The sequence below is a fragment of the Luteococcus sp. Sow4_B9 genome, from assembly GCF_052116585.1.
Taxonomy (GTDB): Bacteria; Actinomycetota; Actinomycetes; order Propionibacteriales; family Propionibacteriaceae; genus Luteococcus.
Genome location: NZ_JBQKKT010000008.1, coordinates 122,199 through 132,800, shown reverse-complemented (window position 1 = coordinate 132,800; position 10,602 = coordinate 122,199). Strand labels below are relative to the sequence as shown.

Below are 10,602 nucleotides of genomic sequence, written 5' to 3'. Positions count from 1 at the left end.
ACAGTCCCACACCAGCACTTCGAAGAAGTCACTTCCCGAACCCGCTGACCCCGACCTTACGACGCCGCTGCCGATCGCGTCATGAGCCACCCTTGACACAGAGGGGTGCCATGAGGGCGCGGCAGCCGGAGGCCACGCACCCGCGGCATCTGCAGTGGGTCAGGCGACCTGGACCCGGTGACCGCCAATCACATACTCGAGGGCCATGCCGCCACCGACTGCTTCGAGGTAGCCGCGGATGGTGCCGACCTTGGCGTTCTCGATGTCGCCGTTCTCGATCTTGGACACCTGCCGCTGGCCGACGCCGATCCGCTCTGCAAGCTCGGCCTGGGTATAGCCGGCCTGGGCGCCTCTGTCCGAGTGATGCACTAGTCCAGTCAGGTCGTGGCCTTCCCGCTGCCGGGTCCAGATCGCCTGCTCCAACGCATCCAGCACCAGCTGGGTGGTCATGCTGGTCCCGGCTCGCCAGCCCAAGATCCGGCGCGCGTAGGCATCGATGACGAACGCGACGTAGACCCACCCCGACCACGTCGCTCCCAGCTCAACACGCGGATCCAGACCTCGGACGCCAGTGCACAGCTGGCCGAGGCCTCCGGCAAGCTCAACCAGCTCAACGACGGCGCGCACCAGGTGGCCGACGGGGCACAGCGCCTGCACGCCAGAATCGACTCCGCCCAAACCGGCGCGGGCGAGCTGTCCACCGGCATCGTCAAGGCAGGCGGCGGCGTCGCCCAACTCGACACCGGCCTGCAGCAACTGTCCACCGGCAGCGGGAAACTCGTCGCGGGGGCCGACAAGCTCGACGACGGTCTGGGCTCCCTCACGGCCGGTGCGCAGAAGTTGCACACCGGCCTGGCCGATGGAGTGGAGCGGATCCCGGCCCTGAACGATGACCAGGCCGAGGGCGCCGCCCAGGTGCTCGCCGCCCCGGCGGATGTGCGCACCGTGGTGGACAATCCCGCCAAGGTCTACGGACGCGGCATCGCCCCGATGATGCTCTCGATCGCCGTCTGGGTCTTCGGCGTCTCCGGCTTCATGGTGATGCGGCCCATCTCGGGCCGCCTGCTGGCGGGGCGGCAGCACCCGCTGTTGTTGACCCTTTCGGCCTACCTTCCCGTGGCGATGGTGGGCACCCTGGGATCCCTGCTGACGCTCGGCATCGTGTGGGTCACCCTGGGGCTGGAACCGGAACACGGAGCGGCGGCCGTGCTGCTGGTGGTGGTCACGGCGATCGCCTTCTCCCTGATTGCGCACACGATGCGCATGGCACTGGGGCTGCCGGGATCAGCACTGCTGCTGGTACTGCTGATCCTGCAGCTCTCGTCCACCGGTGGCACCTACCCGGCCGACGTGCTGCCACCCTTCTTCCAGTGGATCAGCCCGTTCATGCCGATCACCTACACGATTGACGCCTTCCGGATCGTCATCTCCAGTGGGCTGTGGAGCCACTTCCTGAGGGATCTGGGCGTGTTGTTGGTGATCTGCGTGACAACGCTGGGGCTTGACGTGCTGGCCGTCGCCGGCCGTCAGCGCTTTGCGATGAAGGACCTGCACCCGGCCCTGTGACCCCAGCCCCCGATCCGGCCAGATGAGTCAGGCCAGCAATGACATCGGGCCCGGACGCCATCTGCGTCCGGGCCCGTAGGTCCTTGGATCGTGAATCCCCCGATTCCAGATCCTGTCTGATTCCCCGAATCAGCTGTGCTCCCAACTTCCCCCGAAGGTGGTCGCGTCCAACTCCCCCGAGTTGGTTCCCAGTTCCCCCGAACCGGGTTGGGTTCCCCCGAACCCTTCTCGCTGGGAAGTTCCCCCGAACTCCCCCGGCACCTTCACCCCCCGGATCGGGTGCCTTGCGATGACTCAACTCTGCAGGGCATCCGAATTGAAGACAAGTTAACGGTTAAGGCCCTTTGACCAGCGCTTTCAATCAGAAATTGGCTGTTGACGGCCGTTCTGTCACCCATTCAGGGGACAAGAACGCCCCCTCGGAGGACCTCGGCCCCGACGCTTGTCCCACAATCCGGGGACAACCGTCCACCCAGGATCTCGCCGGAGGCCTTCAGCTTGGCTTCAGCAAGCCGAATCGCGCCACAGGCCACTGCGGTCCTACCGTTCTGGGGTGAGCAGATCAGCGCTGGAACGCCCCGGCCGACTCCTCCCCACCGTCTACCTGACCGGCTGGGCGCTGGGCAGCGCGCTGCTCATGCTCCCGGCCGCCACCACGCCCGGGCAGCAGACCGACTGGTGGCAGGCCTGCTTCACAGCCATGTCAGCACTGTGCATCACGGGCCTTGCCGTGGTGGACACCGCAACCCATTGGACCCACTTCGGGCAGAGCGTCATCCTGGCCCTCATCCAGCTGGGCGGGTTCGGCATCATGACCCTCACCAGCCTCCTGCTCTTCCGCGTGGTGCGACGCGTGAACCACCGCACCGCACGGCTCGCGCAGTCCGAAGTGCGCGCCCTCATCCCGGGCATCCAACGAGTACCCCGACAGATCCTCCTGATCACGCTGGCCGCGGAGGGCGCCGTCACCCTGCTGCTCACCGCGCGCTTCCTGACGCTGGGGCACAGTCTGCCGTCGGCGCTCTGGCGAGGCCTCTTCCACGCAGTCTCCGCCTTCAACAATGCCGGCTTCGCGCTGTACTCGGACAACCTGATGGGCTTCAACCAGGACCCGTGGGTGATGCTGCCGATCTGCGCCGCCATCATCGCGGGCGGATTGGGCTTCCCGGTCTACCTGGAGCTGCTGAACAGGCATCGCGGCCTGCTCACCCGACGCACCCCGTCAGTGCACCTGCGCCTCACCGCCCTGGGCACGGCCGTCCTGCTGGCCCTCGGTGCGCTGACCTTCGTCGCCTTCGAGTGGAACAATCCCGCGACGCTGGGTGGGCAGCCAGTGGCGGGCAAGCTCCTCGGCACGCTCGGGGAACCGTCTTCCCCCGCACCGCGGGATTCAATTCCATCGACTACGCCGGGCTCACCCAGCCCACCATCGCCATCCACTTCGGGCTGATGATGATCGGCGGTGGCGCGGCCGGAACGGAGGGCGGCCTCAAGGTCACCACCGTCGCCGTCCTGTTGCTGGCCGTCTCCACCGAGATCGCGGGTGAACGCAAGACCATCTTCGGCGGACGCAAGATCAGCTCGGCAGCCACCCGGCAGGCGCTGTCCGTCATCACCCTGGCCACGGCGGTGGTCTTCACCGCCGTGCTCCTGCTGGCCAGCTGGGAGAAGGTCCCGCTGCACGCCCTGACCTTCGAGGCGATCAGCGCCTTTGCCACGGTGGGGCTCTCGATGAACCTGACGCCCACACTCCACCACCAGTCCTGGGCCGTGCTGATGGCCTTGATGTTCCTGGGGCGCGTCGGAATCGTCACGGTGGCGACGGCCATCGCGCTGCACGACCGGCCTCGCCGCTACGAACTGCCAAAAGAAGACCCCCTGGTCGGATAGGAGACCCATGTTCCGCAAGCAGAACGCGCCCACCAGCGGCGACCCCGCGCTCGTCGTCGGCCTCGGGCGATTTGGCGCGGCCGCGGCCCGGCGCCTGGATGAGCTCGGCGTGGAGGTGATCGCCGTGGACCGCGACGCAGCACTGGTGGCCCGGCTCGCCACGACGCTGGACAATGTCGCCGTCGTCGACGCCACGGACGAGGAGGCGATGGCCCAGATCGGGCTCGACCACGTCATCTACCCGGAACATGCCGCCGGCGTGCGGGTGGCGCACGCCGTCGCCCGCCACCTGATCGACTACTTCGAGTTCGAGGACGGCTTCGCCGTGGCACGCATCTCCGCACCCGGCGCCATCTGCCACCAGAGCCTGGCGGAGTCCGACGTGCGCTCGCGCCACCACGTCACCGTCGTCGGGCTCAAGCGGGAGGGTGAACCCTTCCAGTACGCAGTACCGGAGACGGTGATCCTGCCCGGTGACCAGCTGATCCTGCCCGGTGACCAGCTGATCCTGACGGGCACCAAGCCCGATCTGGACCGCTTCGCCGCCCTCGGCTGACACAGCCCGACCACCGCACCCGCGACGTGCGCGAAGGGCCCCGGAAACGGAACCGGGCCCGGACGCTGTGCGCGTCCGGGCCCCTCGGGTCCACGGATCGTCATCCCCCGATCGCGATCCAGTTCTCCCCCGAATTTCCTGCTCCCGTCTCCCCCGAAACGGTCGCTGTCAGCTCCCCCGAACTGACCGTGGGTTCCCCCGAACCCGTATCGCTGTGGGGCTCCCCCGAACCCCTTGCACCCTCTCCCCCGATCGGGTGCCGTGCGATGCCTCTACTCTGACGGGCGTCCGGTTCGTGGGGCAAATGGCCCCTCCCGTGCCCGACGGCGCCCAGTTCAGCTCCGCTTCAGACTCGTGACGCACGTGTCCCCCCAGACTGTGACACGGACGCCGTTTGTACGTGCAAACGGGCAATCCTCCCGTCACCCGATCAGGGGACAACACGATTTTCGCCCACTTCAGCTCGCCAACAGCTTGGCCACCTCACCCACCGAAACCCGATGCCGCCGAAGACGACGACAGGCACTACCGTTGGCTCGTTTCCTGCCTCTGGAGTTGCCCATGAATGCCGTCGTCCTGGCCGTCATCGTGATGCTCGCGCTGTCCTTCGCGCGCGTCCACGTCGTGATCTCACTGATCATCGGAGCCCTGGTGGGAGGAGTCAGCGCCGGAATGGGGCTGACCGGCACCATGGAATCCTTCACCGAGGGCATCGCCAATGGCGCATCCATCGCCCTCTCCTACGTCATGCTGGGCGCCTTCGCCGTCGCGATCGCCCGTTCCGGCATGCCCCAGGCCTTCGCCGCCTGGGTGGTCAACAAGGCCGGCGAGGAAGGCAGCACCGCCTCCAAGGGCCTCAAGTGGGGGCTGCTCGGCGTCGTGCTCGTGGTCGCCATCATGAGCCAGAACCTGGTGCCGATCCACATCGCCTTCATCCCGCTGCTGATCCCACCGCTGCTGCTGGCCTTCAACCGCTTCGACGTGGACCGCCGCCTGCTGGCCTGCATCATGACCTTTGGTCTGGTCACCACCTACATGTACCTGCCCTACGGCTTCGGCAATGTCTTCCTCAACGACATCCTGCTCTCCAACATCAACAAGGCCGGCCTGGACACCAGCGGCATCAACGTGATGATCGCCATGGGCATCCCCGCCCTGGGCATGCTGGCCGGTCTCCTGCTGGCCTTCTTCAACTACCGCAAGCCCCGCCACTACGAGAACAAGCCCGTCGAGGGCCAGGGCAATGTGCACCTGGGCGAGCCCGTGCGGACGTACAACATCGTCGTGGCGCTGCTGGCCGTGGTGCTGTGCCTCGTGGTTCAGATCTGGGCCGACTCCCTGCTGCTCGGCGCCCTGGTGGGCTTCGCCGTCTTCGTCGCGGCCCGGGTGATCAAGTGGAGCGAGGCCGACGCGGTCTTCGACTCCGGCATGAAGATGATGGCCATGATCGGCTTCATCATGATCGCCGCCCAGGGCTTCGCGCAGGTGATGAAGGACACCGGCCAGGTGGACTCGCTGGTCACCGCCAGCGCCAAGGCCTTCGGCGGCTCCCAGGTGACGGGCGCCTTCGTGATGCTGCTGGTGGGCCTGCTGGTGACGATGGGCATCGGCTCGTCCTTCTCCACCCTGCCCATCATCACCACGATCTTCGTGCCGCTGTGTCTGCAGCTGGGCTTCTCCCCGCTCGCCACCGTCTCCCTCATCGGCACGGCCGGCGCGCTCGGCGATGCGGGCTCCCCCGCCTCTGACTCGACGCTGGGCCCCACCTCAGGTCTCAATGCCGACGGCCAGCACGACCACATTCGTGACACCGTGCTGCCGACCTTCCTGCACTTCAACATCCCACTGCTGCTGGCCGGCTGGGTTGCGGCGATGGTGCTCTGAGACCTGGCCCACCCCGATCAGGGATTGACCTCCAGCTTGAACTCCTGCGGGTTGGCCACCAGCGAGCCCAGCTGACTGGAACACTGCACCGATCCGCGTGCGACCACCGTGCAGGTGGTGCCGTGGGCACTGAGCCGCTGCCCGACGGGCAACTCCTCGACACGCTCGGCCACGAAGACCCCCTGACTGGTGCAGGTGCTCGGGTCGTCACTGGCGTGTAGCGCCACATAGGGCGCCTTGGTTTCGGGGTTGTCACATTCGGGGAGATTCTTGACGAGCTCCATCGACTGACATCCACTGAGGACCGGGGTGATCCCGCAGCGCAGTGCGCCCGTGGAGAAGTACAGTCCATCGCCCGCGCCACCGGTTGCCCGATAGGGGGCCGGCTCAGCAGTTTCCGCTGTGGATGACTCAGGGTTCGAAGTCGCCTGCATGGATGACCCGGTACTGGATGTCCCCGTACTGGATGTCCCCGCGCCGGCGTCGATCTGGCTTGACGACGCCGAACTGGCGGATGCCGAGGCGGGCTGCACCGCAGGGCTGGACGCGGTGGCGATCCGGGTTGCCTGCGAGGACCCGTCTGCACCGGGCTGCGGGGTCACGGAGCCAGCGGTCCCGGTCTGCGCTGGCGATTCCGCGGCTGGGCCGTCGATCCCCTCTGGGACGGAACCAGTCTGATCCCCTCCACAGCCCGCCAGGGCCAGTCCGAATGCTGCCAACAGGACGACAACTGGACGACGACGCTTCATGACTTCCCCTTCGGCTCGAGGACCCCGCCGACGGGTCACGGCAGGTGTCCTACTCCTTCTACGCACCGGGCGCCCCGCAGGTTGCATGGACAGCCGCACATCGCCAGATCCGCCGAACCAGACTCGGCAGCTCCGCGCCGGTCCTTCGACCTGCCCGGGCACGGCCAGCCGACCGTGCCTGTACATAGGCTTAGACTCCGCGCCACCCGCGCCATCAGGTCCGGCGGCACCGATGCCTTGACCGGCAGGAATGGCGGCCTGACCAGCGCATATTCTGCCAATGGTCAGACATCACTGGGAGTCGCCTGCCCGGTGCAACGATGCCTGCATGACCCACGCACCCACACTGCCGGACGGGCGCTCCTGCGCCCCCGCTGTCGTGGGTGGTGGCGTCGCCTCGGTGGCCCTGCTGCTGGCCTTGACCTCCTCCCTGCTCGGCGGACCGCGCCAGGGATTCCTGCAGGCGGAGGTGCTGCCGTCGCCGGCCTGCCTCCTGATGGTCTCTGTCACAGCCCTTCTCACAAGCTTCCTGGTGGCACGGCGACGTCCTGTGGCGGCCGCGGTCTGCATGATCGCGGGCACGCTGGCACTGGCCACCCACGCCGCAGTCACGAGCCCGTGGAAGGGACCGTCCGATCAGGGCACCTGGACCGCACCCGACGGGCAGCACGCCATCGTCGTCACCCAGAACCCCCATTCCCTGCCGGCGAGCAGCCGGCTGCGGCTCGAGGAGAATGGCGGGTCCGCCAGCCGCTACTGGACCGTGGGCTGCCTGACGCCCCAGCAGCGCGTGGACGCAGTCCGCTGGACCTCCAGCACCACGGTCACCGTGCGCATCGACGGCCGCGCTCATGACATCCGGGTGGGTGCCGACGGACCGGAGGAGATCCCGGACGCCCTGCCCGCCTGCTGACCCCTGCCCGCGTGGGGACCCACGTCATTGTTCGATCCGGACAGTGTTCAATCCGGACAGTGTTCAAGGAGTCACACGGTTGCCCCGGATGCCGTGGCCAGATCCCGCTCCACCTGCTTGGCGGCCGCCGCAAGGCCATCCCCCGCCCACCGGTGCTCGGCAATCCGGCACCCCTTCATCGTGCGGCTGAGGGCGATCCCCTCGGCCTCCCAGTGACGGCGCGCGTCCGCCAAGAGATGCTCGGGCAACTGGCCGGCAGCGCTGGTCACCCGCCACCAGGGCACATCGTGACCCCAGTGAGCCATCACCTTCCCGATCTGGCGCGGGCCGGTGCCCAGCGCCCTGGCCAGGTCCCCGTAGCTCACCACCCGACCGGCCGGCACCTGCTCCACCAGACGCAGCACCCGCTCCACCAGGACGTCGTCCACGTCAGACGCCCCGACGTGGCCCCGGGGTCCGCTGCTCGTCAACCGGATCGTCGACCGGTTCGTCATCCTCCGGCATCGCTCGGGCAGCCCGTCGTGAGGTGGTGACCATCTGCTCGCCGGAGACCTCCTCCACCAGGGTGCGGATCCTCCTGAGCTCTTGGTCGATCCCCGCAATGTCGAGCGGTTGGGCCTGCGCCCGGCACTGTTCCGCCAGCTCCGCCAGCACGCCGGCCGCACGATCGCCCTCCGCCATCTGTCCCGCCATCCGGGGGATGAGTGCACTGGCCTGGCTGTCCTGCCGATCCTGGGCCATCTCCTGCCAGTTGCCCAGCAGGCCCTGGGGCACCAGCATCAGCTCGCGCACGGACTCGATCCTGCTCGCCACCTGTTCTGCCAGCTCGGCATTGCGTCGGCCCTGGTCACCGGTGTGCACCATGCCCTCGTCGAGTGCCCGGGCCAGATCCGTGATGGCCGCAATACCACTGCCCTGGGCCGCCCCCGTCCCCCGTCCAGCATCGATGAGCTCCACGACGAACTGACCCGTCGCGTCATTGTGCAGGCGCGCCAGCGCGATCCGGAAGCGAGTCTCCGCGGAGCTGGCAGCCAGCCCCTGGAGGTCCTTCACCAGTTCGGCCAGCGCCGCCTCGATCTCCGGCATCATCGACGCCCAGACATTCACCGCCAGCATGATCGGGTTGCCATCGCCGGCCTGCTCGGTCACCTCGCGAGCCGTCTGGCTGCTGGCCGCCATCACCTCGTCCAGCTCCGCCACACCCCTGGCGAGGGATTCGGTCAGCTCGGCCAGCCGGTCCATCTGGGTGGTCCAGCCCACCAGCTGTGCGTCGATGCCCCTGACACTGTCCAGCAGCCCGAAGAGCGGCCCCTGCCCCTCACGCACTGCCAGCCCGGACACCAAGGCCGAGCGGGCCTGCACCTCCGCAGGCAGCGCCGCCCGCACGAAGTCCTCGTAGTCGGCAATTCCGACATCCTGCAGGAGACTGGCCAAGGTCTCCAGCCCCACCACCGCGGCAGCCGGAGCCCCGTCACCCTCGGCCAGCCGCGCCCGCTCCACCTCGCGCGTGCGGGCATACAGACCCAGCGCCGTCTGCAGCAGGCCGTCGACGCAGGGCCGGGAGCGCACGCTGAGGTAGCCGTCGCCCAGCGGAGTGATGGTGGCGAAGACCGTGTACGGCGCTCCGTCGGCCGCCTGATTCACCACATAGGCACAGAAGGGCCGCCCTTGTTGCAGGGTCTGCCACATGAGGCGGAAGGCTCCGCCGGGCATGTCGTCGTGGCGAATGATGTTGTGGGGTGCGCCCACCAGGCTTTCCCAGGGGTGGCGGGAGAGGCGCACGAAGACACTGTTCGCCTTCTCGATCACGCCACGGGAATCCGTGGTGGAGAAGAAGAGTTCGTCCGGTGCGATCTCGATCGCCGCTGGCTGCTGCTCCAGCATGTGGTTTCCTCTCTGCGTCGCTCTGCAACCGTGCACGGGCTGCGCTGCGAACTACGACGGGGTCCGAGGGAGGAGTCGGGGGACTTCACAACACTAGTCCCCCGACGGTCCACATACTTTCACCACAGCCTTTTGGGGCGTGACGTGAGAACAGCGCTGGGTCGAACCCCTGCGGCCGGCGGTCGCGGCGGGCACCATGGAGGCATGGCGGAGAATTCAAGCAACAGAGAGAATTCGAGGACCAGGGGGAATTCGAGCGCCCGGGTGCGCCCGGCGGACGGTCACTTCGCGGAGGTCTTCTCCGAGGCACTGCGCAACCGCAAGCTCACCCTCCAGCGGGTCCACGCCCGCCTGGTGGCGGCTGGCACACCCGTGTCGGAGGCCACGCTGAGCTACTGGCAGACCGGCCGTTCCACGCCACGTCGCACCAGCTCCCTGCGGGTCCTGGCCGAACTCGAACGAATCCTGGAGATCCAGCCCGGCAGCCTGGTGGCGGCCATCGACGGGCGCACCTTTGCCCAGTGGGACCTCACCCGCGTCCTGCCCGAACCAGAACTCGTCGACGCGGCGCTGTCCGACCTGGGGCTGCGAGACTGCCGGCAGTACCGCGGGATCTCCGTCGACGACGACGTGCGGATCGGCGCGGACCGCACGGAGAAGGAGGTGGTCTCCCATGTCATCATCCGCGCGGACGTCGTGGCCATCGACCGCATTCCACTGATCTTCCAACAGGAGGAGGGCGCCGACGGGATTCCCGGCGTCGAGGCCGTGGCTGGTTGCCGGATCGGGCGTCAGGTGGAACTGCCCGAGATCCGCATGGTGGTCTCCGAGGCGCTCTTCCCCCGTCGCCTCGAACCCGGAGACGCCCACCACTTCAAGTACCGCGTGGAATGGGCTCCCACCACCACGCCGAGTTTCCGCTGGGAGCGTTCCCTGGCCAATGACCATCGCCAGGTGGTCACCTCCGTCACCTTCGCCGGGGAACCGCCCCGCACCATTCACGGCTACCACCTGCCCAGCATGGACGTGAGCCCCGAGGAACCCTGGCCCGAGGACCAGCTGCCCGGGGTGCCCCTGCAGCTGGTGGAGGGCCAGGTCCAGTACCTGACCCTGGACGCGCCACTGGGGCTGCACGGCGTCACCTGGGTGTGGTGACCGGC

General features: G+C 67.9%; 10 protein-coding genes and 1 pseudogene. 7 read left to right on the top strand and 4 right to left on the bottom strand.

Annotated elements, in window-relative coordinates; translation table 11 throughout:
• Positions 1-159 precede the first annotated feature (159 nt).
• Positions 160-531 (bottom strand): annotated as a pseudogene (locus ACTQ49_RS07370) (DDE-type integrase/transposase/recombinase); the annotation flags it as partial.
• 1,588 nt (positions 532-2,119) lie between these two features.
• Between ACTQ49_RS07370 and ACTQ49_RS07365 the strand changes: the two are divergent.
• From ACTQ49_RS07365 to ACTQ49_RS07350, 4 genes are all read left to right on the top strand, one after another.
• The gene (locus ACTQ49_RS07365) at positions 2,120-3,016 is read left to right on the top strand and encodes a potassium transporter TrkG (protein WP_441827200.1); all 897 of its coding nucleotides are present in this window, start codon (positions 2,120-2,122) and stop codon (positions 3,014-3,016) included.
• Complete coding sequence (locus ACTQ49_RS07360; RefSeq protein WP_441827202.1) at positions 2,965-3,456, top strand: potassium transporter TrkG; 492 nt, start codon at positions 2,965-2,967, stop codon at positions 3,454-3,456. The genes ACTQ49_RS07365 and ACTQ49_RS07360 overlap by 52 nt, the downstream gene beginning before the upstream one ends.
• A gap of 7 nt (positions 3,457-3,463) precedes the next feature.
• On the top strand, positions 3,464-4,012 hold the full coding sequence (locus tag ACTQ49_RS07355; protein WP_441827199.1) for a potassium channel family protein: 549 nt from the start codon (positions 3,464-3,466) through the stop codon (positions 4,010-4,012).
• 561 nt (positions 4,013-4,573) lie between these two features.
• Positions 4,574-5,896 (top strand): Na+/H+ antiporter family protein, encoded by a 1,323-nt coding sequence (locus tag ACTQ49_RS07350; RefSeq protein WP_441827198.1) that lies wholly within the window; start codon positions 4,574-4,576, stop codon positions 5,894-5,896.
• Positions 5,897-5,913: 17 nt separating this feature from the next.
• Here ACTQ49_RS07350 and ACTQ49_RS07345 read toward each other — a convergent pair whose 3' ends face one another.
• Positions 5,914-6,180, bottom strand: coding sequence for a hypothetical protein (locus ACTQ49_RS07345; RefSeq protein ID WP_441827197.1), 267 nt, complete (start codon positions 6,178-6,180; stop codon positions 5,914-5,916).
• A 148-nt stretch (positions 6,181-6,328) separates the two neighbouring features.
• Here ACTQ49_RS07345 and ACTQ49_RS07340 point away from each other — a divergent pair, with 148 nt between their 5' ends.
• Both ACTQ49_RS07340 and ACTQ49_RS07335 read left to right on the top strand, forming a co-directional pair.
• A complete protein-coding gene (locus ACTQ49_RS07340) occupies positions 6,329-6,574 on the top strand; it encodes a hypothetical protein (protein WP_441827196.1) in 246 nt (81 codons plus the stop codon).
• Between the two features lie 399 nt (positions 6,575-6,973).
• Complete coding sequence (locus tag ACTQ49_RS07335) at positions 6,974-7,558, top strand: hypothetical protein (protein ID WP_441827195.1); 585 nt, start codon at positions 6,974-6,976, stop codon at positions 7,556-7,558.
• A gap of 71 nt (positions 7,559-7,629) precedes the next feature.
• Here the strand turns inward: ACTQ49_RS07335 and ACTQ49_RS07330 are convergent, their stop codons facing one another.
• Positions 7,630-7,986, bottom strand: coding sequence for an MGMT family protein (locus tag ACTQ49_RS07330; RefSeq protein WP_441827194.1), 357 nt, complete (start codon positions 7,984-7,986; stop codon positions 7,630-7,632).
• Between the two features lies 1 nt (position 7,987).
• Positions 7,988-9,442 carry an aerotaxis receptor Aer gene (locus ACTQ49_RS07325; RefSeq protein ID WP_441827193.1) on the bottom strand — a complete coding sequence of 485 codons (1,455 nt, stop codon included), beginning with the start codon at positions 9,440-9,442 and terminating at the stop codon, positions 7,988-7,990.
• Between the two features lie 264 nt (positions 9,443-9,706).
• On the opposite strand from ACTQ49_RS07325, the gene ACTQ49_RS07320 reads away from it, so the two are divergent.
• Positions 9,707-10,597: a hypothetical protein gene (locus ACTQ49_RS07320; protein ID WP_441827192.1), complete on the top strand. Its 891-nt coding sequence runs from the start codon at positions 9,707-9,709 to the stop codon at positions 10,595-10,597.
• The last annotated feature ends 5 nt before the right edge of the window (positions 10,598-10,602 follow it).

Coding starts and splice junctions, on each gene's coding strand:
- ACTQ49_RS07355 (WP_441827199.1), top strand. CDS start 3,464: ATGTTCCGCAAGCAGAACGCGCCCACCAGCGGCGACCCCGCGCTCGTC.
- ACTQ49_RS07350 (WP_441827198.1), top strand. CDS start 4,574: ATGAATGCCGTCGTCCTGGCCGTCATCGTGATGCTCGCGCTGTCCTTC.
- ACTQ49_RS07345 (WP_441827197.1), bottom strand. CDS start 6,180: ATGGAGCTCGTCAAGAATCTCCCCGAATGTGACAACCCCGAAACCAAG.
- ACTQ49_RS07340 (WP_441827196.1), top strand. CDS start 6,329: ATGGATGACCCGGTACTGGATGTCCCCGTACTGGATGTCCCCGCGCCG.
- ACTQ49_RS07335 (WP_441827195.1), top strand. CDS start 6,974: ATGACCCACGCACCCACACTGCCGGACGGGCGCTCCTGCGCCCCCGCT.
- ACTQ49_RS07325 (WP_441827193.1), bottom strand. CDS start 9,442: ATGCTGGAGCAGCAGCCAGCGGCGATCGAGATCGCACCGGACGAACTC.